Origin of the sequence: Bradyrhizobium sp. SZCCHNR1043, assembly GCF_032489675.1 — a bacterium.
Classification (GTDB): Bacteria; Pseudomonadota; Alphaproteobacteria; order Rhizobiales; family Xanthobacteraceae; genus Bradyrhizobium.
Genome location: NZ_JAUEYN010000002.1, coordinates 531673 through 555572, shown reverse-complemented (window position 1 = coordinate 555572; position 23900 = coordinate 531673). Strand labels below are relative to the sequence as shown.

Genomic DNA, 23900 nt, shown 5'->3' with positions numbered 1-23900 from the left:
CACGTCATCGCTCCCTGATAGTTCGAGGGCCAGTCGCGTCGTTGCGAGCGGGATTTGTTTACTCACCAAACGCAGCAGAACTTGTAGTCGAGAGTATCCTTTAGGGGTTAACGGCGAGAATTGCATCACCCCCCGTAGTACTACGGGGCTACCGTCAGGGTCGTCCGGGCCGCGTCATCTTCTCGGGCTGCACGAGGCGGTCGAATTCGTCCTCAGACACGAAGCCGAGCCTTAAAGCTTCCTCTTTCAGCGTCGTGCCGTGCTGATGCGCTGATTTGGCGACCTTGGCCGCATTGTCGTAGCCGATCTTCGGCGCAAGCGCCGTCACCAGCATCAGCGAGCGCTGCATCAGCTCTCGAATCCGATTCTCGTCGGCGCGAATTCCCGTCACGCAATGTTCGCTGAATGAACGCGCTGAATCACCTAGTAATTGTACGGACTGCATCATGCAATGTGCGAGCAATGGCTTGTAGACGTTCAGTTCGAAATGCCCCTGGCTGCCGGCCATGGTGATCGCCGTGTGATTGCCGAACACCTGGCAGCACACCATCGTGAGTGCTTCGCACTGCGTCGGGTTCACCTTGCCCGGCATGATCGAGGAGCCGGGCTCGTTCTCCGGCAGGATCAATTCCCCCAATCCCGAGCGGGGGCCCGATCCGAGAAAGCGGATGTCGTTCGCGATCTTGAACAGGCCGGTGGCCGCCGCGTTGAGCGCGCCATGTACGTACACATAGGCGTCGTTGGACGCGAGCGCTTCGAATTTGTTGGCGGCGCTGGTGAAGGGCCAGCCGGTGATGTCGGCAACATGCTTGGCGAACAGCTTCGCGAATTTCGGATCCGCGTTCAGGCCGGTGCCCACGGCGGTGCCGCCTTGGGCCAGCGGCAGGAGCTCTCGCGCCGCCGTCTCGATTCTTGCGATCGCGCTCTCGACCTGTGCGGCGTAGCCGGAGAACTCCTGGCCGAGCGTGAGCGGCGTGGCGTCCTGGGTGTGGGTGCGGCCGATCTTGACGATGTCCGCGAACGCGTCCTGCTTGGCGCGCAACGCCGCCAGCAGCTCCGACAGCGCCGGCACCAGATGGCCCGAGATCGCCCGTGCCGCGGCGATGTGCATCGCGGTGGGGAAGGAGTCGTTGGACGATTGGCTCATGTTGACGTGATCGTTCGGATGCACGGGCTTCTTGGTCCCGCGTTCGCCCCCGAGCAGTTCGCTGGCGCGGTTGGCGATCACCTCGTTGAGGTTCATGTTGCTCTGGGTGCCCGAGCCGGTCTGCCAGACGACCAGCGGAAAGTGGTCGTCGAGCTTGCCGTCGATGACCTCCTGCGCCGCTTGGACGATGGCGTCCGCCATGCGCGGCTCGAGCAGTCCGAGCTCGCGGTTGGTCTGCGCCGCGGCCATCTTCACGAGCGCGAGCGCGCGCACGATGCCGATTGGCATGCGGTCGTGGCCGATGCGGAAATTCTGCCGGCTGCGCTCGGTCTGCGCGCCCCAATAGCGGTCGACGGCGACCTCGATCGGGCCGAAGCTGTCGGTCTCCGTGCGCGTCGATCCGTGCGATGATGAACTAGCTGAATGTGCCATGAAGCATGCCCGTGATTGGTTGCGAACCGGCGTCGACCGGTTCGAGCATGCTTCAATCTAGTGATCCGACCGTCGTTCCGCGCGGGGCGAATGCGCCTACTTCTTGCGGAAACGGTCCAGACGCACGACTTCGGCGCCTTCTCCCGGCGTGGCCGGCGGCAGCGGCTTGTCGTCGCCGGCTTCGGCCGGCGTCGCAGGCAACGGACCGGCAACGGCCGACGGCGCCGGCGCGGCCGGCAGTTTCGGCGCGGCCGGCGTCTCGGCAATCGCCTCCGACGGCTCGAACTGCAGTCCGAATTGTACGGACGGATCGAAGAAGCTCTTGATCGCGTGGAACGGCACCACGAGGCGCTCAGGGATGCTGCCGAACGACAGGCCGACTTCGAACCGATCCTCCGAAACCACCAGATCCCAGAACTGGTGTTGCAGGATGATTGTCATCTCCTCCGGATATTGCGCCAGCAGCCGCGGCGACAGCTTCACGCCTTCGGCCTTGGACACGAAGGTGATGAAGAAATGATGCTCGCCTGGGAGCCCATGGGCGGCAGCGTCGCTCAGCACCCGGCGCAGCACCCCGCGCAACGCGTCGCGCGCCAGCACATCGTATCGAATATGATCCGTCGCCATGATCGGTCCTGTGTCGTGTGGGGCTGCGCCCGACGCTTCGGGCCGCCGCGCCCGGCAGGGCAGCAGCATTCCCGACTCGCGTCAATCACATCGTACCCGGCATCGGCGCTGAGGTCAGCAGCCATGCCGGTCGATCGCCAGATATGGGAACGGGTAGAAGCTGGCGGAAGTCCGGTCAACGAAGGAATGAACCGAAGCCGCGCCAAAAAACTGGGGACAGACAGTACGGCCCCTGAAGCGGAGACGGGTTAAAGCGGGGCAGGTGAAAGTGGAGGCAGCTGAAAGTGGAGGCTTCTGTTGCCAGGTGCCTCCGAACCCCGCCTAACGGAGCTTAACCCGTTAGGACTTTAAGGTGGTCTTTCAAACTGCGTTACGCAGCCTGAGCAACCGGAGCAAAGTTGTCGTTGGCAACTATTGCAGTAGCCCGATAACGGCGGAACAATACCGGGAAAAAGCTCGCCCTTTACGCCCTCGTCGATCCTATTTCGCCCCCGCCAAAACCCATCTGTCGGTGGGCTTTGGTGGAGGCGCCGGGTACCGCCCCCGGGTCCGAATGGTTTATTTCGACGGCGATTTATTTCCATAGCCGGCAAGCCGGCAGGTCCTATATAGGCCGGCGGTCAGCGGATGCACAGGGCCGAAGCACCGCGACACGCGACAAAAATGTGGGCGGCTGCCGGGAACCCTCTGGTTCGACCTTGGCAGGCTGGTTTTCGTCCTCCTACAGTGCGGCATGCCTTCCGAAGTTGCGCTGGTTGCCCCTCCCGCGGCCGACATCGCCAAACACCCGCCCAGCCTTCGCACGCTCTTCTTCGCATTCGCGAAAATGTCGCTGTCGGGCTTCGGTGGCGTGCTGGTGTTCGCTAGGCGTGCAATCGTCGATGAACATCGCTGGATGACGGCGGAGGAGTTCAACGCGACCTTCGCGCTCTGCCATTTCCTGCCTGGACCCAACATCGTGAATTTCTCCGTGGTGTTCGGCGCGCGGTTGCGCGGTGTCGCGGGCGGAATCGCTGCCTTTGTCGGCCTGCTCGGACCCCCGATGCTGCTGATCACCTCTCTCGGCGCCATCTACGGTCATTTTGGACAAGCCGACACGTGGCGACGGGGGCTTGCTGGCGTGTCCTGCGTGGCCGTGGGCCTGTTGGCGTCGGTGGTGCTTCGCATGATCTCGCCGCTCCTCAAGAAGAGCGACCTGGCGGGCGTTGTCCTCGTGGCCGGCGTGTTCGTGGCGATCGGGCTGGTGCGGCTGCCGCTTCAGGAGGTTCTGCTGGTGGCCGTGCCGCTCAGCCTTGCCGTCACCTATGCCAAGACGCGGTGGGCACGATGAGCGGGGACGACAATCCGCTGTTCCAACTGTTCTGGACCTTTGCGTTGATCTCGCTGTTTGCGGTTGGCGGCGCAGTTGCGGCGATTCCCGAACTGCAACGTGTTGCAGTCGAGGTCCGGCACTGGATGACCGACAAACAGTTCGCCGATGTGTTCGCACTCTCGCAATTGTCGCCCGGGCCCAACGTTCTGATCGTCACCCTGATCGGCTATTCGGTCGCAGGCGTGGCAGGTGCGGCGGTCGCGACGATCGCGATGTGCGGTCCCACCGCCGTGCTCTCCTATTTTGTCAGCCGCTGGCTCTCGAATGCGCGGGATGCGCGCTGGCCCGCCATTCTGCAGGCGACGCTGGTGCCGCTGTCGATCGGCTTGATGGCGGCGAGCGCATGGATTCTCGGTCAGGCTTCCGACCAGACGTGGCGGGCGTTCACGCTGACGGTCCTTGCCGCAGTCGTTGCATCGATGACGCGACTCAATCCGCTCTGGCTGCTCGCCGCGGGCGGCTGTCTTGGTTTTGCTGGCCTTCTCTAGGGAAAGTCGCTAGGCAAAATAGAAGCGCGACCGGTTTGCTCCGGGCCGCCGAACGAAAACAGTGCCGGCCATCAAGGCCGATCGGGGAGGGCGAGGCATGGCCGAGACCACGGGCCAATTGTCGGGCGAAACGGCGGGCATGCCGGCCGCCCGCAGCGCGACCGGCGCATCGATCATTCTGGTCCTTGCCTTCGCGCCACAGATCATCGAACTGCTGATCGCCTTGGCTGGTCTCGTGGCGCCACTATCCGGACGCGGTCCGCTGCAGGTCATTGCGGCCCATGCGTCGGCCTTGTCAATGGCGATCCCGAGCCTGGCGCAGCAATATGCCGCAAGCGGCAAGACATCGCTGTCTTCCGATGTTCTGCTGGCTCTCATCTACACCTATCCGCTGATCGCGGTCGCGGTGTTCACATTCATGGCACGTCCACGCGCGCCGCAGGACTATTTCGGTGGCGTCGTGCTGATGGCGATCGCGCTGTTCGCGCTGTGGGCCTCCAGCGATCTGCAGGGCATGCGCGGCTTCTCGTTCGGTGCCGGAACTGCGCCGCGGATGTTCGGTCTGCTGCTGCTGGGGCTCGGAGCTGCCGTGGCCGTGATCGGCGTCGTGAGTGAAGGCGCGCAGCTTGCGACCTATCACTGGCGCGGACCGCTGTTCGTCTCGCTCGCGATCCTGACCTTCGCCGTCTCCATTCGCCCGCTCGGACTATTGGTCACGGGGCTTGCAAGCTTCCTGATCGCGGCGATCGGCAGCCCCGAGACGCGCTGGCGCGAGGCCCTGATCGTCGGCATCTGCCTGACCGGCGGCTGCGCGCTGCTGTTCCCCTACGTGCTGGGGTTGCCGATGCCGCTGTTGCCGCGTTTCCTTTTGCAGTGAGGGCGTGATGGATCTGTTTGCAAATCTCGCCCACGGTTTCGCCGTCGCGTTGTCGCCGATCAATCTGCTGATGTGCCTGATCGGCGCGCTGGTCGGCACGCTGGTCGGCGTTCTCCCGGGCATCGGGACCATCGCCACCGTCGCGATGTTGCTGCCGATCACCTTCGGCCTGCCGCCGGTCGGCGCGCTGATCATGCTGGCCGGCATCTACTACGGCGCCCAGTATGGCGGCTCGACGACGTCGATCCTGGTCAACATTCCTGGCGAGGCGACGTCGGTGGTAACCGCGCTCGACGGCTTCCAGATGGCGAAGCAGGGCCGTGCCGGTCCGGCGCTGGCGATCGCCGCGATCGGCTCATTCTTTGCCGGCTGCGTTGCCACCGTGCTGATTGCGATCCTCGGCGCGCCGTTGACCAGGCTCGCGCTGGCGTTCGGCCCAGCCGAGTATTTCTCGCTGATGGTGCTGGGCCTGATCTTCGCAGTCGTGCTGGCGAAGGGCTCGGTGCTGAAGGCGATCGCGATGATCGTGCTCGGACTGCTGCTGTCGATGGTCGGCTCGGACATCGAGACCGGCGTCTCGCGCATGGCCTTCAATATTCCCGAGCTCGCCGACGGCCTGGGCTTTGCCACCGTCGCGATGGGCGTGTTCGGCTTTGCCGAGATCATCCGCAATCTCGATGCCGGCGCGGAGATGGACCGCGACCTCGTGCAGAAGAAGATCACTGGCCTGATGCCGACCCGGAAGGATCTGAAAGACTCCACGCCGGCGATCCTGCGCGGCACGGTGCTCGGCTCGATCCTCGGCATCCTGCCGGGCGGCGGTGCGGTGATCGCCTCGTTCGCGGCCTATACGCTGGAGAAGAAGCTCGCGCGAGATCCGTCGCGGTTCGGTCGCGGTGCGATCGAGGGCGTCGCGGCGCCGGAGAGCGCCAACAATGCGGCGGCCCAGACCTCCTTCATTCCACTGCTGACGCTCGGCATTCCGCCGAATGCGGTCATGGCGCTGATGGTCGGCGCGATGACCATCCACGGCATCGTGCCGGGCCCGCAGGTGATGCAGAAGCAGCCCGACCTGGTCTGGGGCATGATCGCCTCGATGTGGATCGGCAATCTCATGCTGATCATCATCAACCTGCCGCTGGTCGGCATCTGGGTGCGGCTCTTGCGCGTGCCGTACCGGCTGATGTTCCCGTCGATCGTGATCTTCTGCGCGATCGGGATCTACTCCGTCAACAACGCGCCGGTCGACGTCGTCCTGGCGGGCGCGTTCGGCCTCGTCGGCTACTGGCTGATCAAGCATGATTTCGAGCCGGCGCCGCTGCTGCTCGGCATGGTGCTGGGGCCGCTGATGGAGGAGAACCTGCGCCGCGCGCTGTTGATCTCGCGCGGCGACTGGTCGGTGTTCCTGACGCGGCCGCTGTCCGCCGTGCTGCTCGCGATTGCCGCGGGGCTGCTGGTGCTGGCGGTGCTGCCGACGCTGCGCCGCAAGCGCGACGAGGTTTTCGTGGAAAGCGAAGGCTGACCTCGCGGGCCAGCTCAACGCCGCCGCTGCCCAGGCGCTCGACGACGAGGGCGTCCGCAAGCGCCTGCTTGAGTTCGATAGCGTCATTCCCGGTGCTGCGGACGGCACGCCGGAAGCGCTGGCGGCGCTGGTGAAGGCGGAAATCATCAAGTGGACCGCGGTGCTCAAGCCGGCGAGCTAGCGCGAGACGACCATCGAGGCGGAAGGGGCAGGGCGGAACGCGCGGTTCCGCCCTTGTCATTTGCGGCGGCGGCCGACAATTTTCGGGGTATAATTGGTGACCGGGCCGAGTCGAGGCTAGGGCCGGGCGATTCCTGCCGTTAAATTCGCCGCCTTCTGCGAAAGGCCGCCAGCGCGCACCATGCACCAGTATCACGACCTGCTCGAACGCATCCTGTCCGACGGCGCGGAGAAGCATGACCGCACCGGCACCGGCACGCTCTCGGTGTTCGGCCATCAGATGCGCTTCAACCTTGCGGCCGGCTTTCCGCTGGTGACCACCAAGCGGCTGCCGCTGAAGGCGATCGTGCACGAGCTGCTGTGGTTCCTGAAGGGCGACACCAACATCAAATACCTTCACGACAACGGCGTCACCATCTGGGACGAGTGGGCCGATGCCAATGGCGATCTCGGCCCCGTCTACGGCTATCAGTGGCGCTCGTGGCCGACGCCGGACGGCGGCCATATCGACCAGATCGGAGGCGTGATCGACATGATCAGGCGCAATCCGGATTCGCGCCGGCTGATCGTGACCGCCTGGAATCCAGCCGACGTCGACAAAATGGCGCTGCCGCCGTGTCATTGCCTGTTCCAGTTCTACGTCGTGAACGGCAAATTGTCGTGCCAGCTCTATCAGCGCTCGGCCGACGTGTTCCTCGGCGTGCCCTTCAACATCGCCTCCTACGCGCTGCTGACGATGATGGTGGCGCAGGTGACGGGATTGAAGCCCGGCGAATTCGTGCACTCCTTCGGCGACGTGCATCTCTATTCCAACCACATCGAGCAGGCGCGGCTGCAACTCACCCGCGCGCCCCGTCCGCTGCCGACCATGACGCTCAATCCGGACGTCAAGGACATCTTCGGCTTCCGCTACGAGGACTTCGCGCTCGCCGGCTACGATCCGCATCCGCATATCAAGGCCGAGGTCGCGGTCTGACGCATGCCACTGTCGATCCGCAGCGCCCGGCCTGACGACATCGGAAGCGTGTTCGCGCTGATCCGGGAGCTCGCCGACTACGAGAAGCTCTCGCACGAGGTTTCAGCCAGCGAGGCGGACATCGCCGCGGCGCTGTTCTGCGCGCATCCCACGCTGTTCTGCGACATCGCCGAGTGGAACGGCGAGGTCGCGGGCTTTGCGGTCTGGTTCGTCAATTTCTCCACCTTCGCCGGAAAGCCCGGCATCTATCTCGAGGACCTGTTCGTTCGCCCCGCGTTCCGCCGCAACGGCATCGGCCAGGCGCTGCTCGGCCATCTCGCTCGCACCTGTGTCGAGCGCAACTGGGCGCGGCTGCAATGGTCGGTGCTCGACTGGAACGCGCCGTCGATCACCTTCTACAAGTCGCTCGGTGCCGAGCTGATGGACGACTGGAAGCTCTGCAAGGTCATGGGCGAGGCGCTCGCTCAGCTCGCGGAGAGGGCGCCGTGATCGAGATCGTGCTGATCGTCGCAGTCGCCGACAACGGCATCATCGGCGCCGCCGGTGCGATCCCGTGGCGGCAGAAGAGTGACATGCAGCGCTTCAAGGCGATGACCATGGGCCGCCCGATCGTGATGGGCCGCAAGACCTTCATCTCGTTTCCGCGCCGGCCGCTGCCGGGCCGCACCAACATCGTCGTCACCCGCGATGCCGAGTTTCGCGCGCCGGGCGCGATCGTGACCCATACCGTCGATGAAGCGCTCGGCATCGCGCGTGGTGATGCGCTGCGGCGTTCAGCCGCGGAGATCGCGGTCATCGGAGGCACCGAGCTCTTTGCTGCGACGATGCCGATCGCCGACCGGCTGGAGATCACCGAGGTGCATGCGAGCCCGCTTGGCGATACCGTGTTTCCGGCGATCGACCCGGCCCAATGGGAGGAGGTGGCGCGGGAGCGCCATGCCTCGGGGCCTGACGATCAGGCCGAATTCTCCTACGTCACCTATCGCCGGCGGCGGTGAGCGTTTGCCGGTGGGACCGGCGCGACGGCCGTTCAAGACCGTCCGTTAATGATGAAGTCGCGTTGTTTGGCCGCGTGGCGGATTTGAGGCCGCGGCAAACCGGCGCTTCCGGCCCTGTTTACATTGACAAAACCCGGTTCGGGCTTAGCTGGAGCGCTACGTTGTAAGGGGCGGAGCCGTCCCTTATAACCCGGCGACCGTCGGGGCCGGCGTTGGTGCACACTCAGCCTCTCGGAGGAGATCGATCGATGGCGTGGAAGAATCAGGGCGGAGGCCCGTGGGGTCAGGGTCCGAAGGGGCCCTGGGGCTCGGGACCGCAACCGGTCGGTCCAAGGCCGCCCGACCTGGAAGATCTTCTGCGGCGCGGCCAGGACCGGCTGCAGCAGTTCATCCCCGGTGGCGGCTTCGGCACCGCCGGCGTCCTGCTGATCGTGCTCGGCGCCATCATCATCTGGCTCGCCTCCGGCATCTACCGCGTGCAGTCCGAGGAGCTCGGCGTTGTGCTCCGCTTCGGCAAATATGTCCGCGATGAGCAGCCGGGCCTGCGCTATCACCTGCCTTATCCGATCGAGACCGTGCTGCTGCCCAAGGCGCTGCGCGTCAACTCGATCTCGATCGGCATCACCGCCAATGACGATCCCGGCCGGCGCGGCCGCGGCGGTCGCGATGTCCCCGAGGAAAGCCTGATGCTGACCGGCGACGAGAACATCGTCGACGTCGACGTCACCGTTCTCTGGCGCATCAAGCCGAAGGGCGCGGCCGACTTCCTGTTCAACATCCAGAACCCCGAGGGCACCGTGAAGGCGGTGGCCGAGAGCGCGATGCGCGAGGTGATCGGCCGGTCGAACATCCAGCCGATTCTCACCGGCGCCCGCACCGTGATCGAGCAGAACGTGCAGGAGCTGATGCAGAAGACGCTCGACAACTACGGCTCCGGCATCCAGATCACCCAGGTGCAGATGCAGAAGGTCGATCCGCCGGCCCAGGTGATCGAGGCGTTCCGCGACGTCCAGGCGGCGCGTGCCGACCTCGAGCGTCTCCAGAACGAAGCCCAGACCTACGCCAACAAGGTCGTGCCGGATGCGCGCGGTCGCGCCGCGCAGATCCTGCAGGTCGCCGAAGGCTACAAGGAGCAGGCGATCGCCGAGGCCAAGGGCCAGAGCGCGCGCTTCCTCAAGGTCTATGACGAGTACAAGAAGGCGCCCGACGTGACCCGCGAACGGATCTATCTCGAGACCATGGAGCGCGTGCTCGGCGGCTCGGAGAAGCTCGTGCTCGACAGCGGTGCCTCCGGCGGCCCCGTGCCGCTGCTGCCGCTCGGCGATCTCCTACCGCGCCGTACGGCACCGGCCGCTCAGCAGGGAGGCGTCCGATGAGGTCCCCCGTTGCAGGCATCGTCGCGCTCGTCGCCGTGCTCGTGCTCGTCGTCATCGGCTACAGCTCGCTGTTCACCGTGCAGCAGACCGAGCAGGCGCTGGTCGTGCGGTTCGGCAAGCCGGTCGACGTCGTCACCGAGCCTGGCCTGAACTTCAAGGCGCCGTTCATCGACAACGTGATCTCGATCGACAAGCGCATCCTCGACCTCGAGAACCCCTCGCAGGAAGTGATCGCCTTCGACCAGAAGCGGCTCGTCGTCGACGCCTTCGCGCGCTACAAGATCAAGAACGCGCTGCAATTCTACCAGAGCGTCGGCTCGATCCAGACCGCCAACGTCCAGCTCGGCACGCTGCTCAACGCCTCGTTGCGCCGCGTGCTCGGCGAGGTCACCTTCACGCAAGTCGTGCGCGACGAGCGCGAGGGCCTGATGCGCAAGATCCGCGATCAGCTCGACAAGGAGGCCGACGCCTATGGCATCCAAGTGGTGGACGTCCGCATCCGCCGCGCCGACCTGCCGGAGGCCAACAGCCAGGCCGTGTACAACCGGATGAAGACCGAGCGGCAGCGCGAGGCCGAGGAGTTCCGGGCGTTCGGCGGCCAGAAGGCCCAGGAGATCAGGTCCAAGGCCGATCGCGAGGCCACCGTGATCGTCGCCGAGGCCAACTCGCAGGCGGAGCAGACCCGCGGCGCCGGCGATGCCGAACGCAACCGGCTGTTCGCCGAGGCCTACAGCAAGGACCGCGACTTCTTCGCCTTCTATCGCTCGATGACGGCGTATGAGAACGGCCTGAAATCCGGCGACACCCGCTTCCTGCTGCGGCCCGATTCGGAGTTCTTCCGCTACTTCGCCAACCCCTCGGGGAAGCCGGCGGCGGAGACGTCGTCCACCGCCGGCTCGACCGCGGCCGTCGCGGTGCCGGCGCCCAAGCCCTGATGGCACCTGCCTGATGCCCAGGGCGGTTGATCCGGGCGAATAGGAGTTGACATGGACGGGGCGAAGCCGTTGCTTCGCCCCGTTACATATCAAGAAGGTCGAACGGGAGGTCCGGGTCCGATGAGGTCCATTGCGTTTTCCGATTTCCTCATCGGATTAGGTATCCTGTTCGTGCTCGAAGGCCTGATGTTCGCGGCCAGTCCGGAGTGGATGCGGCGGGCCATGAAGACTGCGATGACCACGCCCGACAACGTGCTGCGCGCGGTCGGCATCGGCTCCGCGGTGGCCGGTTTGGTCCTGATCTGGGTGATCCGGCGACCGATCTGAGCGGCGGATTGTTGTGCGTTTGCGCGTTCGCCGAACGAGGGGCGGCCGCGGCAAACGACGGTCCGCCGGCCGGCCAACGCCATTGTGAGGCGATGGCTGCGCCATTTTGCCGTATTAGGTCGCCCTCAATGATGAATCTGCGGTCCGATCCGGCGTGCTTGCGTCCCCCGCCGGTTCCGGCGCACTGTAACGGTTGAATTTGCCGACTTTTCTGGAGATCCGCCCGATGACCGCAACCCTTGCTTTCAGCCGTCGACTGCGCCCGATCCTGACCGCGGCGGTTCTTGCCGCGGGCTGGGCGCTCGCGCCGGCCCCGGCCTCGGCGCGGGGGCCGGAGGGGATCGCCGATGTCGCCGAAAAGGTGATCGACGCCGTCGTCAACATCTCGACCTCGCAGACTGTCGAGCCCAAGGGCGGCTCGTCCGAGGGGCGGAACGCCAATCCGCAGGTGCCGCCGGGCTCGCCGTTCGAGGAGTTCTTCGACGACTTCTTCAAGAACCGCCGCGGCGGTCCGGGCGGCCGGGGCGGTGCCGACAACTCGCCGCGCCGCACCAACTCGCTGGGCTCGGGCTTCATCGTCGACGACTCGGGCGTTGTCGTCACCAACAACCACGTCATTGCCGATGCCGATGAGATCAATGTGATCCTCAACGACGGCACCAAGATCAAGGCCGAGCTGGTCGGCGTCGACAAGAAGACCGACCTTGCGGTGCTCAAGTTCAAGCCGCCGCGGCCGTTGACCGTCGTCAAGTTCGGCGACTCCGACAAGCTCCGGCTCGGCGATTGGGTGGTCGCGATCGGCAACCCGTTCAGCCTCGGTGGCACCGTCACCGCCGGCATCGTCTCGGCCAAGAACCGCGACATCTCGTCGGGGCCCTATGACAGCTACATCCAGACCGACGCCGCCATCAACCGCGGCAATTCCGGCGGGCCGCTGTTCAACCTCGAGGGCGAGGTCATCGGCGTCAACACGCTGATCATCTCGCCGTCGGGCGGCTCGATCGGCATCGGCTTCGCGGTGCCATCGAAGACCGTGGCCGGCGTCGTCGACCAGTTGCGCCAGTTCGGCGAGCTGCGCCGCGGCTGGCTCGGCGTGCGCATCCAGGGCGTCACCGACGAGATCGCGGAGAGCCTCAACATCAAGCCGGCGCGCGGCGCGCTGGTCGCCGGCGTCGACGACAAGGGACCGGCCAAGCCGGCTGGCATCGAGCCGGGAGACGTCGTCGTCAAGTTCGACGGCCATGACATCAAGGAGCCGAAGGACCTGTCGCGCATCGTCGCCGACACCGCCGTCGGCAAGGAGGTCGACGTCATCGTCATCCGCAAGGGCCAGGAGCAGACGCTCAAGGTCAAGCTCGGTCGGCTCGAGGATACCGAGAAGGTGCAGCAGGCGGCGATCAAGAAGGACGAGCCGGCCGAGAAGCCGGTGACCCAGAAGGCGCTCGGGCTCGATCTCGCCGCGTTGTCGAAGGACCTGCGCGCCCGCTACAAGATCAAGGACAGCGTCAAGGGCGTCGTCGTCACCGGCGTTGACCAGGCCTCCGATGCCGCCGAGAAGCGGCTGTCGGCCGGCGACGTCATCGTCGAGGTCGCCCAGGAGGCGGTGACCTCGGGCGTCGACATCAAGAAGCGCGTCGACCAGCTCAAGAAGGACGGCAAGAAGTCGGTGCTGCTGCTCGTCTCCAACGCCGACGGCGAGCTGCGCTTTGTGGCGTTGAGCCTGCAATAGGGTAGGAGTCCACGCCTCCACATCGCGGGGCACGGTGCGTAGGGTGGGCAAAGGCGCACCGTGACCTACGCTTGGTACGACGCTCTCTCGCGCGCCGTGCCCACCATGTGGCTCTGCGTTCGCGGCACGACGGTGGGCACGCTGCCGCCCTGCGGACGGCCGCTTTGCCCACCCTACGGCAGCTACAGACTCCGCTGTCGTCCCGGCGAACGCCGGGACCCATAACCTCAGGGAGCGGTTTGGGGCGCGCTGTCAGCAAACCCGCGCCTCACGTCCGACGCGGGACGACAGCGGTGGTTTGGTCGGATTCACGGCTCAAACAGCGATCGACGTGGGGGCGCGTTCTCGCGGCGCATCGCGCCCGAGGTCTGCAATCAGTTCGTCCCTCGCGACAATGCAGAGGGCGCAGGGAATGCCGGGTGAAGGCCTCACCCATGGCCCGCCTGCTGAAAAAATGCAGGCGGCAGGTACCACAGGCAAAGCCGATTCAACCGGCATTCCCTGCGCGACGGTCTTCACGCTTATACGCAGTCTCCCTGGTGCGCCGGGCTTGTTGGCCACCATTGCCCATGCAATGCGAAGCATTGTCACGAGCGTGACACCAGCATCGGGGTGTCAGGACGCTGCGACTTCACGTCCGCGAGCGATCGTTCGTCCGCACTCTCATTGAAGAGAATGCTGCGATCTCTCGCGGCCACCGCTCCCCGCCTCGCGTGTCGTGACGATCGCGCGCTACGCCCCTCCGCAGTGAGGCGGGATGGCGCTAGACAATCATGAATTCTGTAAAATAGCAAGATATTTATTTTTTTCAGAATTAAACGGGCGGCAGCCGCTCCACGGCAGGCGCCGGCTCAGAGCGATCGCTGGTTGACCCGCTTCGACAGCTCCTCGGCACTTTCCTTGCGCTCGGAATAGCGGTCGACCAGATAGTCCGCCCGGTCGCGCGTCAGCAGTGTGAACTTGACGAGCTCTTCCATGACGTCAACGACGCGATCGTAGTAGGACGACGGCTTCATGCGATCGGTGTCGTCGAACTCCGCGAACGCCTTCGGCACCGATGACTGGTTCGGGATGGTGATCAGCCGCATCCAGCGGCCGAGCACCCGAAGCTGATTGACCGCGTTGAACGACTGCGAGCCGCCACTGACCTGCATCACGGCCAATGTCTTGCCCTGCGTCGGCCTGACGGCCCCGAGCGACAGCGGGATCCAGTCGATCTGGGTCTTCATCACGCCGGTCATCGCGCCGTGCCGCTCCGGCGAGCACCACACCATGCCTTCGCACCAGGTCACGAGGTCGCGCAGCTCGCGGACCTTCGGATGATCCGGCTCGGCGTCGTCGACCAGCGGCAAGCCGTGCGGATCGAAAGTCCGTGTCTCCGCGCCGAAGCGCACGAGAATGCGCGCCGCTTCCTCGGTCAGCAGCCGGCTGAACGAGCGTTGCCGGAGCGATCCGTAGAGCAGCAGGATTCGCGGAGGGTGGGAGGAGAGCGCAGGCTCCAGCAGCTTCGCGCGGTCGATGGCACGGAATGAGGTTTCGTCCAATTGAGGCATCGTGTCAGACAACGCGGTATCCTCCGGCAAAATGATCGGCGTTGGCCGTCCTCGTTCGAGATCCGCCGGTACAAGCGCTCAGAACGCGATGTCCGCAGCGACGGCTTCGATGCCGGCGTTCGCGCAGATGTCGTCTTTGTCGCCTCCGGGCGCGCCGGATACGCCGATCGCTCCGACCTGCTGGCCAGCGGCCTCTATTGGCATGCCGCCGCCGACCATGACAACGCCGGGAACGTTGACGATGGCCCGTTCCGGAGCATCCGGTCGTGCCAGGCGGGCTGCGAGCGTGCTCGTCGCCTCGCGCCAGCTCGCGGCCGTCCGCGCCTTGCCCGTCGCGGCCTCTAGCGTATGCCAGCCGGCGAAACGGTCGCGCAGGGTGACCAGCGCGAGCCCCGACGGATCGCTCACGGTCACGGCAGTCTGCCAGCCGCGTTTGCGGCACTCCGCGAGCGCCGCCTGTGCCGCCTTGAGCGCCGTGTCCGGCGCGATGATCCGGCGCGTCCACGTGGGTTCGTCGGCGCGCGCCACGACAGCCGGGCCGAGCAGGAGGACCACTGCGAGCAGCGGACGCAACACCATCACGCCGACAGCCATTTCGCCATGTCTTCTGGCTTCGGCAGGCCGCCCGCATGGACGACCTTGCCGTCGATCACCACGCCCGGCGTCGAGGCGATGCCGAACCGGGCGATGTCGGCGAAGTCCGTGATCTTTTCCAGCTCGATCTCGATGCCGAGCTTGCTTGCTTCCGAGGAGGCCATTGCTGCGGTCTGAACACAGCGCTTGCAGCCGGAGCCGAGAATTTTGACGTTCTTCATGGGGCTTGTCCTTTCATCAGAACAGGGCGTTGAAGAGATAGCCGACGGCGACGATGCCGGCGGCGACCACGCCCGCGAAGACAGCGATCAGCCGGAGCGTCAGCACCTTGCGCAGAATGAGCATCTCGGGAAACGAAAGCGCGATGACGCTCATCATGAAGGCGAGCACCGTTCCGAGCGCCGCGCCCTTGCCGAGCAGCGCCTCGACGACGGGAATGATGCCCGCAGCGTTGGCGTACATCGGCACGCCGATCAGCACCACGGCCGGCACGGACCACCATTGGTCCTTGCCCATGATCGAGGCGAGCAGCTCGTTCGGGACATAGCCGTGAATGAATGCGCCCGCCGCAATGCCGATGATGATCCAGGCCCAGACGCGGCCGACGATGTCGCGCACCGCGTCGATCCCGGCCCGGATCCGATCGGCGACGGTCTGTGAATCGGGCTGCAGCTCCGCCTGTCCTGCGCGCACGTCGCGAACCCACTGCTCGAGCCAGCCTTCGAGATGCAGTCGTCCGATGATCCATCCCGCCACGATCGCGACCGCCAGACCGAAGGCCAGATAGATCGCGGCGATCCTCCAGCCGACCAGCGCGAACAGCAGGCCGAGCGCGACCTCGTTCACCATTGGCGCCGCAATCAGGAACGAGAAGGTCACGCCGAGTGGGACGCTCGCCGAGACGAAGCCGACGAAGAGCGGCACCGCCGAGCACGAGCAGAAGGGAGTGAATACGCCGAGGATCGCAGCCGCGACGTTGCCGAGGCCCTCGCGCTTGCCGGCGAGCAATGCGCGGGTTCGCTCGGCTGAAAAGAAGCTGCGCACGACGCCCATGCCGAATACGACCAGCGTCATCAGCATCAGCACCTTGGGCGCGTCGAACACGAAGAAGCGCGTGGCTTGTTCCAGATGGCTGCCGCGGGGCACCGGCAGCAACGACACCAGCCATGCCGAGAGCGCCTCAAGCTGCCAGTAGATCGCAAACCACATCGCGACGGCAGTTGCCGTCGCCATGATCCAGATCGCAGCCGATGCCGATCCGTCAGGGTAGGTTGAAGCTTCGGTTTTCATGCTGCGCTCCTGTCCGGCTCAGGCATGGCCGCCATGACGGCGTCGAGGATGGCGCGCCGATCGGGCGTCAGGTCAGGGCTCAGCCGATACCGGACCCACTGGGCGTCACGGCGGTCGATGACGAGACCTGCGGCCTTGAGGGCGGACATGTGCCGGCTCATGCGCGATGCGCTGGCTCGGAGCTGCTGCATGAGCTCGCAGACGCAATGCTCGCCGCCGTCCCAAAGGATGCGCAGGGCGGCGAGACGGGTCGGCTCGGCCAGAGCGACGAGCAGCGGGACGGGATCGGACATGGCGGCGATATATGCGTATTTTCGTATTTGCGCAATAGCGCATATAATGGTTATGGATATGCGGTTTGACCGGCAATCGGCGCGGCGCGCGGCGTCAGGCTGACAATGGCTGGTGATGCATGGCCCGCGCGGCGACGCCCTGCGAGATCCAGGTTGGGAAATTAGGCGAGCTGCTCGGCGTCAGGCCAATGCACGCGCAGGATGGTCTTGCCGCCGGCGGCCGGAATGTCCGTGCGACTGGTCTCGACGACGCGGCCGCCGAGCGGGGCATGAAAGCGGAGAGCGGCGATGTTGGCCTCGAAGACCCAAAGGTGCAGCGGGCTGGGCGTCTGGGCTGTCCGCGGAGCGGATGTCCAGGATCTTCACCACGCGCGACGCCACGCGTTTTCTCGGATAGGGAGCGCGGCCTCGCCGAGCGAGACGCGCGCTGCCTATGTGACGATGGGTTGCTCGCGTCGCTCAGTTGCGAACGCTGCCCACGGTGGTCGGAGCGACGAGAGCGGCGCTGCGACGGTGCTGGGCGAGCACGGCGAGCTGGTGCGGGGAGGCGGCGCTGTCTGCGGCGATGGTCTGCTGCGCGGCCGATGCACCGACGACAGAAAGCTGGTGCGGGGTGGCCGGCAGCGCGCCGACTTCGTAGCTCGGCAGCTCACCGGCGACAGCCGCGCCGGTCAGCAGCGCGAGGGCAAGAAGAGAGCCGGGAATGATGTGCTTGATGGTCATCGGGAGGTCCTTTTGTGACGATGATCGATTGCATCGCGTGCAATCGCTTTCGTTTCCTTGGACACTCCCTAGCCTTGTCAGCTTTATATGCGCTGCAGCATGATTTGACAATTCATCGATTGGTGATGCGGTTAAAGCGACACTGCGCGCCCCGCCTTGATGCGGAGGGCGAATGATCTGATCTGCGATCTGAGATGAGATTGGAATGAAGTTACGTGCGAGTGCATAGGATTGAAATAAAATCCTAATGATGTGCTGATCAGGCTTTTCGTAACGGCTTTGCTTGCCTTGCGTCCGACTCTGGATTGCTTCGCTGCGCCGCTGCGCTCGCAATGACGGCCTGGCGGCTGCCCATGAATGCGTCCTCTCTCACAACAAGGGGAGAGGGCGCCGTATTGCGCTTCGCTTGCACGCGTCGTTTGACATCCGCGCCACGGCGGCGGCCTCGTCAGTCGACGAACTGATCGCGCGTGTAGCCTTGCGCATAGAGCAGGGCGGTGAGGTCGCCGTGGTCGATGCGGGCCGAGGCGGCGGCCGAGACCGCGGGCTTGGCGTGATAGGCGACGCCGAGGCCGGCCGCCTCGATCATGCCGAGGTCGTTGGCGCCGTCGCCGACCGCCAGGGTGTCGATCTCGTCGAGATCGAACGACTCGCGCAGCTCGATCAGGGTGGCGAGCTTGGCGTCGCGGCCGATGATCGGCTCGCGCACCTCGCCGGTGAGCTTGCCGCCATCGATGACGAGCTCATTGGCGCGGTTCTCCTGGAAGCCGATCTTGGCCGCGATGGCGCTGGTGAACAGCGTGAAGCCGCCGGAGATCAGGCAGGTATAGGCGCCGTGTGCGCGCATGGTCATCACCAGATGACGGCCGCCCGGCGTCAGCTTGATGCGTCTGGTCAGGACCTCGTCGACGACGCTCACCGGCAGGTCCTTCAGCAATGCGACGCGTTCGCGCAACGCCGGCTCGAACGCGATCTCGCCGCGCATGGCGCGCTCGGTAATGGCGGCGACACGCGGCTTCAGCCCGGCGAAGTCGGCGAGCTCGTCGATGCATTCCTGGCCGATCATGGTGCTATCCATGTCGGCGAGAAAAAGCTTCTTGCGCCGGACGGCTTCGGGCTGCACGACGATGTCGATCGGCATGTCGCCGCGCAGGTCGCGCAGGCGCGCCTCGAGCTTGTGGACCTCGCCGTCGTGGGCGAAGGGGATGTCGATCGCGACCTCGTCGAACAGCCAGCGCGGCGTGCCCGGCGAGGGCAGCACGGCCAGGAAGGCCTCCACGATCGTGGTATCAAGCGCGGGATCGGCGGGATTGCAGATGAAGGTGGCGACGAGAGACATCAGGTGACTTTGCCAGGGATCAACAAAGCCGTGCTTATCGCAGGGCCGACCGCCAGCGGCAAGTCGGCGCTGGCGATGGAACTTGCGCAAAAAGCGGGCGGGGTCGTCATCAACACCGATTCCATGCAGGTTTACCGTGACCTGAGAATCCTGACGGCGCGGCCAACACCTGACGACGAGGCTGATGTGCCGCACCGGCTCTACGGCCACGTCGATGCATCCGTGAACTACTCGGCCGGCCACTATGTCCGGGATGCCGCGGTCGTTCTTGCCGAGGTGCACGCGGCCGGGCGGCTCCCGATTTTCATCGGCGGCACCGGGCTGTACTTCAAAGCGCTGACACGGGGATTGGCGGCGGTCCCTCCCGTCCCTGACGACGTCCGAGACGCGGTGCGCCTGCGGCTCGACCGCGACGGGGTCGAGGCGCTGCATGCCGAGCTGGCGCGGCGCGATCCGGCGGCGGGCGCGCGGCTGAACGTGCGCGACCGCACCCGCGTCGCCCGCGCGCTGGAGGTGATCGAAGCCACCGGTCGGCCATTGGCCGAGTGGCATGCCGAGACCACCCCGCCGCTGCTGCCGGCGGGCAGCTATCGGGCGCTGTTCATCGCGCCGGAGCGCGAGACGCTCTATGCGCGGATCGACGCGAGGTTCGATCTGATGCTGGATCGCGGCGCGCTGGAAGAGGTTGAACAGCTGGCGGCCCGCGGGCTCGATCCGCTGCTCCCGGCCATGAAGGCGCACGGCGTGCCGGCGCTGATCCGTTATCTCCGCGGGGAGATCACGCGGGAGGAGGCGGCCGTCATCGGCAAGGCCGACACCCGCCATTATGCCAAGCGACAGTTCACCTGGTTCCGGCATCAGCTGCCGGAGTTCGGGTGGATGACGCCGGAGCAGGCGCGGGCGTGGGTGGCAGCGTTGAGCGAGCTTTGATATCGTGATATCGTAATGGCGGAGGCATAGATGGCTGACATCCTGATCCGCAAAGTGGACGATGCGACCAAGGAGCTGTTGCGGCTTCGCGCCGAACGGCGTGGCAAGAGCTTGGAAGCCGACCTGAGGGAGACGCTCGAAAAGCTCGCGCGTGAGGAAGCATCGTCGCCTGATGATGCAGAGCCGTTTGGCACTTGGCTCTTTAACATTACGAGACCGGGCGTCGACCTCGATGCGGAGCTTGAATTGCTTCGGTCCGCACCCATTCGGCCTGTCGAGTTCGAATGATCCTGCTTGATACCAACGTTATCTCGGAGGTGCAGAAACTAGCGCCGGCCATGCAAGTGATCGGTTGGCTTGATGCAAACTTTGCGAATACCGCAATTTCGAGCATTACGATTGTCGAATTGGCGGCCGGGCTGGCGTTGCTCAATGACGGCCGGCGGAAAGACAGTCTTCAAAAGGCTGTCAGCAGGACGATCCGCCGCTTCGGAAGCCGGGTCTACGCGTTCGACGCTGCCGCCGCTCAATCGGCAGCACTGCTGCTTGCACAAGCGCGGTCGCGAGGGCTGCCGTTGCATCAGATCCCGAACAAGCTTGCCGACCTGCAGATCGCCGGTATCGCGTCGGCCTATGGTCTCGATCTCGCAACACGTAACGTCGGAGATTTCGCCGGGCTGGGACTTACGCTGATCGATCCTTGGGAGTGACCCGTCGCGGGCACTCCTGCGGAACGATCGGGGTGGCCAAATTACCGCTCGCCGAACGGCAAATTCCGCGTTAACCTGATAAAATCGCGCTCATGAGCTCGCTTTGCCTTGACATCGGGGCATCCGCGGCTATGTTCGCGCAACCTTTGGGAAGTTCGATCGGCACCATGCGCAACATTATTACCGCCCTCCTTATTGTGGTCGTACCCAGGCGCACCGCCGGGGATGGCTAGCGGCCATCCAAATTCCGAGCGGTGCGCAGGGCCTTCCAGGGCCCTTTTTTATTGCCTGGAAGCCAGCGATCCGACCGAAACGACCCTGACCCAAGTGACCAAAACCGACCGACCAAGACGACAAGCCGCTGACAGAAGCGATCCGGAGCCTGCCATGACCGACAAGAGCCACGATCCGAACCAGATGACCGGCGCCGCGATGATCGTGCGCGCGCTCATCGACCACGGCGTGCAGCACCTCTTCGGCTATCCCGGCGGCGCGGTGCTTCCGATCTATGACGAGATCTTCCAGCAGAGCGAGGTCGAGCACATCCTGGTCCGCCACGAGCAGGGCGCCGGCCATGCTGCCGAGGGCTATGCCCGCTCGACCGGCAAGCCCGGCGTGGTGCTGGTGACCTCCGGCCCAGGCGCCACGAACATGGTGACCCCGCTGGCGGATGCGCTGATGGATTCGATTCCCCTGGTCTGCATCACCGGCCAGGTGCCGACGCATCTGATCGGCAACGACGCGTTCCAGGAGTGCGACACGGTCGGCATCACCCGGCCCTGCACCAAGCACAATTGGCTGGTCCGCAACGTCAACGATCTCGCCAAGGTGCTGCACGAGGCATTTTACGTCGCGACCACCGGCCGTCCGGGTCCGGTCGTCGTCGACGTGCCGAAGGACGTGCAGTTCGCGACCGGAACCTATCATCCGCCGCGCAAGTCCGACGTGCACATCTCCTACGCCCCGCGCGTCAAGGGCGATGCGACGCAGATCCGCAAGGCCGTGGCGCTGCTGGCCGGCGCCAAGCGGCCGGTGATCTATTCCGGTGGCGGCGTCATCAATGCGGGGACCGAGGCCTCGAAGCTGTTGCGCGAACTGGTCGAGGTGACGGGCTTCCCGATCACCTCGACCCTGATGGGGCTGGGCGCCTATCCGGCGTCGGGCACCAACTGGCTCGGCATGCTCGGCATGCACGGCACCTACGAGGCCAACATGACGATGCATGATTGCGACGTCATGCTGTGCGTCGGCGCGCGCTTCGACGACCGCATCACCGGCCGCACCGACGCGTTCTCGCCGAACTCGAAGAAGATCCACATCGACATCGATCCGTCCTCGATCAACAAGAACATCCGCGTCGACGTGCCGATCATCGGCGATTGCGGCGACGTGCTCGCCGACATCCTGCAGGTGTTCAGGGCCGAGGCGAAGAAGCCCGACATCAAGGCGTGGTGGCAGCAGATCGCCACCTGGCGCGCGCGCAACTCGCTCGCCTACAAGCCGAACCGCGACGTGATCATGCCGCAATATGCGATCCAGCGGCTGTTCGAGCTGACGCGCGGGCACGACACCTACATCACCACCGAGGTCGGCCAGCATCAGATGTGGGCGGCGCAGTTCTACGGCTTCGAGGAGCCGCACCGCTGGATGACCTCGGGCGGTCTCGGCACCATGGGCTACGGCCTGCCGGCCGCGATCGGCGTGCAGGTGGCGCATCCCGACAGCCTCGTCATCGACATCGGCGGCGACGCCTCGGTGCAGATGACGATGCAGGAGATGTCGACGGCCGTGCAGTACGAGCTGCCGGTCAAGATCTTCATCCTCAACAACCAGTACATGGGCATGGTGCGGCAGTGGCAGCAGCTCCTGCACGGCAACCGGCTGTCGCATTCCTACTCGGAGGCGCTGCCGGACTTCGTCAAGCTTGCCGAGGCCTATGGCGGCGTCGGCCTGCAGGTGAGCAAGCCCGGCGATCTCGACGGCGCGATCAAGGAGATGATCTCGGTCAAGAAGCCGGTGCTGTTCGACTGCCGCGTCGCGGCGCTGGAGAACTGCTTCCCGATGATTCCGTCCGGCAAGGCGCACAACGAGATGATCCTGCCCGCGGAAGCGTCCGATCCGGCCGCGGCGTTCGCCGGCGGCAAGGCGCTGGTGTGAGGACTGATCGTGAGGGCGATGCCAACCCAACACTCCGCTGTCATCGCCCGGCTTGCCGCCTTCGCTAAAGCTTCGGCGCGCCCTGAACGCGCGGCCTCGTCGAAGCCTTGGCGAAGACGGGACCGGGCGATCCAGTACGCCGCGGCAGCCGTGGCTCTCACGACTGCTGGTGGGTACTGGATGCCCACTTTCACGGGCATGACAGTCGTTATGAGGAGGTGGCCGTGTTCACACTAGCCGAGCTCGAAGCCGCCCACGCCATCGTCGCGGCCGCGGTGCCGGCGACGCCGGCGCATGCGTGGCCGCTGCTGGCGCAGCGGCTGGGGACGCATGTCGTCGTCAAGCACGAGAACCATACGCCGGCGGGCGCCTTCAAGGTGCGCGGCGGGCTGGTCTATGTCGACAACCTCAAGCGCACGCGGCCGGACGTCCGCGGCCTGATCACCGCGACGCGCGGCAATCATGGCCAGAGCGTCGCGTTTGCCGGCCGTCGCAACGGCCTGCCGGTGACGATCTACGTGCCGCGTGGCAATTCGGTCGAGAAGAACCGCGCCATGGCGGCGTTCGGCGCCGAGCTGATCGAGCACGGCAGCGACTTCCAGGAGGCGCGCGAGGAGGCTGGCCGCCACGCCGCGCGCGACGGCCTGCACATGGTGCCGTCGTTCCATCCCGATCTCGTGCGCGGCGTCGCCACCTACGCGCTGGAGCTGTTCCGCAGCGCGCCCGATCTCGACGTGCTCTACGTCTCGATCGGGCAGGGCTCAGGCATCTGCGGCTGCATCCTGGCGCGTGATCTCTTGGGCCTGAAGACCGAGATCGTCGGCGTGCAATCGACCGAGGCGCCGTCCTACGCGCTGTCGTTTGCGGCCCGCACCGTCGTGACGACCAACAGCGCCGATACGCACGCCGACGGCCTTGCCACCCGCAGTCCCGATGCCGATGCGCTGGCGATCATTCTTAAAGGCGCCTCGCGCATCGTGCAGGTCAGCGACGCCGAGATCGCCGAGGCCGTGCGCATTCTCTGGACCGACACCCACAATCTCGCCGAAGGCGCCGGCGCGGCACCGCTCGCAGGTGCGTTGCAGGAAAAGGGCAGGCTCGCCGGCAAGCGCGTCGGCCTGGTGCTCACGGGCGGCAACATCGATCTCGACCTGTTCAGGCGCTGGGTGCTGCCCGCGGCCACGCATGCCGAAGCGGGGGCCGCATGAGGAACTCGCAACTCGCCACAAACACCGCCGTCATACCCGGGCTTGACCCGGGCATCCACGAACCGCGCGCTCGACGCTCGACGTGGATGGCCGGGACAAGCCCGGCCATGACGGTTG

At 65.5% G+C, this 23900-nt stretch carries 25 protein-coding genes, 1 other RNA gene and 1 pseudogene; 17 read left to right on the top strand and 10 right to left on the bottom strand.

The features are described from left to right. Nucleotides 1-154 precede the first annotated feature (154 nt). The 3 genes from fumC to ssrA all read right to left on the bottom strand — a co-directional run bounded on the left by fumC (nt 155) and on the right by ssrA (nt 2844). Nucleotides 155-1579, bottom strand: a complete 1425-nt coding sequence (fumC, locus tag QX039_RS05295) for a class II fumarate hydratase (RefSeq protein ID WP_315736864.1) — start codon at nt 1577-1579, stop codon at nt 155-157. Between the two features lie 96 nt (nt 1580-1675). After that, a complete protein-coding gene (locus QX039_RS05290; RefSeq protein ID WP_315736865.1) occupies nt 1676-2206 on the bottom strand; it encodes an SspB family protein in 531 nt (176 codons plus the stop codon). Between the two features lie 283 nt (nt 2207-2489). Continuing rightward, nucleotides 2490-2844: a transfer-messenger RNA gene (gene ssrA / locus QX039_RS05285) on the bottom strand. A 95-nt stretch (nt 2845-2939) separates the two neighbouring features. Between ssrA and QX039_RS05280 the strand changes: the two genes are divergently transcribed. The 12 genes and pseudogenes from QX039_RS05280 to QX039_RS05225 all read left to right on the top strand — a co-directional run bounded on the left by QX039_RS05280 (nt 2940) and on the right by QX039_RS05225 (nt 12986). Continuing rightward, on the top strand, nt 2940-3536 hold the full coding sequence (locus tag QX039_RS05280; RefSeq protein WP_315736866.1) for a chromate transporter: 597 nt from the start codon (nt 2940-2942) through the stop codon (nt 3534-3536). Beyond that, nucleotides 3533-4066 (top strand): chromate transporter, encoded by a 534-nt coding sequence (locus QX039_RS05275; RefSeq protein WP_315736868.1) that lies wholly within the window; start codon nt 3533-3535, stop codon nt 4064-4066. Before QX039_RS05280 ends, QX039_RS05275 begins: the two co-directional genes overlap by 4 nt. Before the next feature lie 97 nt (nt 4067-4163). Continuing rightward, nucleotides 4164-4943, top strand: coding sequence for a tripartite tricarboxylate transporter TctB family protein (locus tag QX039_RS05270; protein WP_315736869.1), 780 nt, complete (start codon nt 4164-4166; stop codon nt 4941-4943). A 7-nt stretch (nt 4944-4950) separates the two neighbouring features. After that, nucleotides 4951-6465 carry a tripartite tricarboxylate transporter permease gene (locus QX039_RS05265; protein WP_315736871.1) on the top strand — a complete coding sequence of 505 codons (1515 nt, stop codon included), beginning with the start codon at nt 4951-4953 and terminating at the stop codon, nt 6463-6465. 1 nt (nt 6466) lies between these two features. Next, nucleotides 6467-6646 (top strand): annotated as a pseudogene (locus tag QX039_RS05260) (tripartite tricarboxylate transporter substrate binding protein BugD); the annotation flags it as partial. A 180-nt stretch (nt 6647-6826) separates the two neighbouring features. Next, nucleotides 6827-7621: a thymidylate synthase gene (locus QX039_RS05255; protein ID WP_315736873.1), complete on the top strand. Its 795-nt coding sequence runs from the start codon at nt 6827-6829 to the stop codon at nt 7619-7621. Between the two features lie 3 nt (nt 7622-7624). Further along, a complete protein-coding gene (locus QX039_RS05250) occupies nt 7625-8110 on the top strand; it encodes a GNAT family N-acetyltransferase (RefSeq protein WP_315736874.1) in 486 nt (161 codons plus the stop codon). Then, nucleotides 8107-8619 (top strand): dihydrofolate reductase, encoded by a 513-nt coding sequence (locus QX039_RS05245; protein ID WP_315736876.1) that lies wholly within the window; start codon nt 8107-8109, stop codon nt 8617-8619. Before QX039_RS05250 ends, QX039_RS05245 begins: the two co-directional genes overlap by 4 nt. A gap of 248 nt (nt 8620-8867) precedes the next feature. Next, on the top strand, nt 8868-9995 hold the full coding sequence (hflK, locus tag QX039_RS05240; protein ID WP_315736878.1) for an FtsH protease activity modulator HflK: 1128 nt from the start codon (nt 8868-8870) through the stop codon (nt 9993-9995). Next, nucleotides 9992-10930 carry a protease modulator HflC gene (hflC, locus tag QX039_RS05235; protein WP_315736879.1) on the top strand — a complete coding sequence of 313 codons (939 nt, stop codon included), beginning with the start codon at nt 9992-9994 and terminating at the stop codon, nt 10928-10930. Before hflK ends, hflC begins: the two co-directional genes overlap by 4 nt. 120 nt (nt 10931-11050) lie before the next feature. Beyond that, nucleotides 11051-11257, top strand: a complete 207-nt coding sequence (locus QX039_RS05230) for a DUF2065 domain-containing protein (protein WP_008960820.1) — start codon at nt 11051-11053, stop codon at nt 11255-11257. 226 nt (nt 11258-11483) lie between these two features. Beyond that, nucleotides 11484-12986: a Do family serine endopeptidase gene (locus tag QX039_RS05225; protein WP_315736881.1), complete on the top strand. Its 1503-nt coding sequence runs from the start codon at nt 11484-11486 to the stop codon at nt 12984-12986. Nucleotides 12987-13837: 851 nt separating this feature from the next. Here the strand turns inward: QX039_RS05225 and arsH are convergent. The 7 genes from arsH to serB form a co-directional block, all read right to left on the bottom strand. Further along, nucleotides 13838-14539, bottom strand: coding sequence for an arsenical resistance protein ArsH (gene arsH, locus QX039_RS05220; protein WP_315771725.1), 702 nt, complete (start codon nt 14537-14539; stop codon nt 13838-13840). A gap of 78 nt (nt 14540-14617) precedes the next feature. Further along, nucleotides 14618-15133: a heme-binding protein gene (locus QX039_RS05215; RefSeq protein ID WP_315771700.1), complete on the bottom strand. Its 516-nt coding sequence runs from the start codon at nt 15131-15133 to the stop codon at nt 14618-14620. Beyond that, nucleotides 15118-15354, bottom strand: a complete 237-nt coding sequence (locus QX039_RS05210) for a thioredoxin family protein (protein ID WP_315756369.1) — start codon at nt 15352-15354, stop codon at nt 15118-15120. Before QX039_RS05210 ends, QX039_RS05215 begins: the two co-directional genes overlap by 16 nt. 16 nt (nt 15355-15370) lie before the next feature. Next, nucleotides 15371-16366, bottom strand: a complete 996-nt coding sequence (locus QX039_RS05205) for a permease (RefSeq protein WP_409998857.1) — start codon at nt 16364-16366, stop codon at nt 15371-15373. A gap of 53 nt (nt 16367-16419) precedes the next feature. Next, entirely contained in the window at nt 16420-16716 is a 297-nt protein-coding gene (locus QX039_RS05200; protein ID WP_315771696.1) for a metalloregulator ArsR/SmtB family transcription factor, read from the bottom strand. 459 nt (nt 16717-17175) lie between these two features. After that, nucleotides 17176-17439: a hypothetical protein gene (locus QX039_RS05195; RefSeq protein ID WP_315736882.1), complete on the bottom strand. Its 264-nt coding sequence runs from the start codon at nt 17437-17439 to the stop codon at nt 17176-17178. 448 nt (nt 17440-17887) lie between these two features. Next, nucleotides 17888-18778: a phosphoserine phosphatase SerB gene (gene serB / locus QX039_RS05190; protein ID WP_315771694.1), complete on the bottom strand. Its 891-nt coding sequence runs from the start codon at nt 18776-18778 to the stop codon at nt 17888-17890. Nucleotides 18779-18781: 3 nt separating this feature from the next. On the opposite strand from serB, the gene miaA reads away from it, so the two are divergent. From miaA to QX039_RS05165, 5 genes are all read left to right on the top strand, one after another. Then, nucleotides 18782-19708 carry a tRNA (adenosine(37)-N6)-dimethylallyltransferase MiaA gene (gene miaA, locus QX039_RS05185; protein WP_315771693.1) on the top strand — a complete coding sequence of 309 codons (927 nt, stop codon included), beginning with the start codon at nt 18782-18784 and terminating at the stop codon, nt 19706-19708. Between the two features lie 30 nt (nt 19709-19738). Next, nucleotides 19739-19996 (top strand): FitA-like ribbon-helix-helix domain-containing protein, encoded by a 258-nt coding sequence (locus QX039_RS05180; RefSeq protein WP_315771691.1) that lies wholly within the window; start codon nt 19739-19741, stop codon nt 19994-19996. After that, nucleotides 19993-20418, top strand: coding sequence for a PIN domain-containing protein (locus QX039_RS05175; RefSeq protein WP_315771689.1), 426 nt, complete (start codon nt 19993-19995; stop codon nt 20416-20418). Before QX039_RS05180 ends, QX039_RS05175 begins: the two co-directional genes overlap by 4 nt. Nucleotides 20419-20805: 387 nt before the next feature. Then, a complete protein-coding gene (locus tag QX039_RS05170; RefSeq protein ID WP_315771686.1) occupies nt 20806-22575 on the top strand; it encodes an acetolactate synthase 3 large subunit in 1770 nt (589 codons plus the stop codon). Between the two features lie 224 nt (nt 22576-22799). Beyond that, complete coding sequence (locus tag QX039_RS05165; RefSeq protein WP_315771684.1) at nt 22800-23783, top strand: threonine dehydratase; 984 nt, start codon at nt 22800-22802, stop codon at nt 23781-23783. The last annotated feature ends 117 nt before the right edge of the window (nt 23784-23900 follow it).

Excerpts from the sequence above, each read along its gene's own strand:
- fumC (WP_315736864.1), bottom strand. The coding sequence starts at position 1,579 with ATGGCACATTCAGCTAGTTCATCATCGCACGGATCGACGCGCACGGAG.
- QX039_RS05290 (WP_315736865.1), bottom strand. The coding sequence starts at position 2,206 with ATGGCGACGGATCATATTCGATACGATGTGCTGGCGCGCGACGCGTTG.
- QX039_RS05280 (WP_315736866.1), top strand. The coding sequence starts at position 2,940 with ATGCCTTCCGAAGTTGCGCTGGTTGCCCCTCCCGCGGCCGACATCGCC.
- QX039_RS05275 (WP_315736868.1), top strand. The coding sequence starts at position 3,533 with ATGAGCGGGGACGACAATCCGCTGTTCCAACTGTTCTGGACCTTTGCG.
- QX039_RS05270 (WP_315736869.1), top strand. The coding sequence starts at position 4,164 with ATGGCCGAGACCACGGGCCAATTGTCGGGCGAAACGGCGGGCATGCCG.
- QX039_RS05265 (WP_315736871.1), top strand. The coding sequence starts at position 4,951 with ATGGATCTGTTTGCAAATCTCGCCCACGGTTTCGCCGTCGCGTTGTCG.
- QX039_RS05255 (WP_315736873.1), top strand. The coding sequence starts at position 6,827 with ATGCACCAGTATCACGACCTGCTCGAACGCATCCTGTCCGACGGCGCG.
- QX039_RS05250 (WP_315736874.1), top strand. The coding sequence starts at position 7,625 with ATGCCACTGTCGATCCGCAGCGCCCGGCCTGACGACATCGGAAGCGTG.
- hflK (WP_315736878.1), top strand. The coding sequence starts at position 8,868 with ATGGCGTGGAAGAATCAGGGCGGAGGCCCGTGGGGTCAGGGTCCGAAG.
- hflC (WP_315736879.1), top strand. The coding sequence starts at position 9,992 with ATGAGGTCCCCCGTTGCAGGCATCGTCGCGCTCGTCGCCGTGCTCGTG.
- QX039_RS05230 (WP_008960820.1), top strand. The coding sequence starts at position 11,051 with ATGAGGTCCATTGCGTTTTCCGATTTCCTCATCGGATTAGGTATCCTG.
- QX039_RS05225 (WP_315736881.1), top strand. The coding sequence starts at position 11,484 with ATGACCGCAACCCTTGCTTTCAGCCGTCGACTGCGCCCGATCCTGACC.
- arsH (WP_315771725.1), bottom strand. The coding sequence starts at position 14,539 with ATGCCTCAATTGGACGAAACCTCATTCCGTGCCATCGACCGCGCGAAG.
- QX039_RS05215 (WP_315771700.1), bottom strand. The coding sequence starts at position 15,133 with ATGGCTGTCGGCGTGATGGTGTTGCGTCCGCTGCTCGCAGTGGTCCTC.
- QX039_RS05210 (WP_315756369.1), bottom strand. The coding sequence starts at position 15,354 with ATGAAGAACGTCAAAATTCTCGGCTCCGGCTGCAAGCGCTGTGTTCAG.
- QX039_RS05205 (WP_409998857.1), bottom strand. The coding sequence starts at position 16,366 with ATGGCGACGGCAACTGCCGTCGCGATGTGGTTTGCGATCTACTGGCAG.
- QX039_RS05200 (WP_315771696.1), bottom strand. The coding sequence starts at position 16,716 with ATGTCCGATCCCGTCCCGCTGCTCGTCGCTCTGGCCGAGCCGACCCGT.
- QX039_RS05195 (WP_315736882.1), bottom strand. The coding sequence starts at position 17,439 with ATGACCATCAAGCACATCATTCCCGGCTCTCTTCTTGCCCTCGCGCTG.
- serB (WP_315771694.1), bottom strand. The coding sequence starts at position 18,778 with ATGTCTCTCGTCGCCACCTTCATCTGCAATCCCGCCGATCCCGCGCTT.
- QX039_RS05180 (WP_315771691.1), top strand. The coding sequence starts at position 19,739 with ATGGCTGACATCCTGATCCGCAAAGTGGACGATGCGACCAAGGAGCTG.
- QX039_RS05175 (WP_315771689.1), top strand. The coding sequence starts at position 19,993 with ATGATCCTGCTTGATACCAACGTTATCTCGGAGGTGCAGAAACTAGCG.
- QX039_RS05170 (WP_315771686.1), top strand. The coding sequence starts at position 20,806 with ATGACCGACAAGAGCCACGATCCGAACCAGATGACCGGCGCCGCGATG.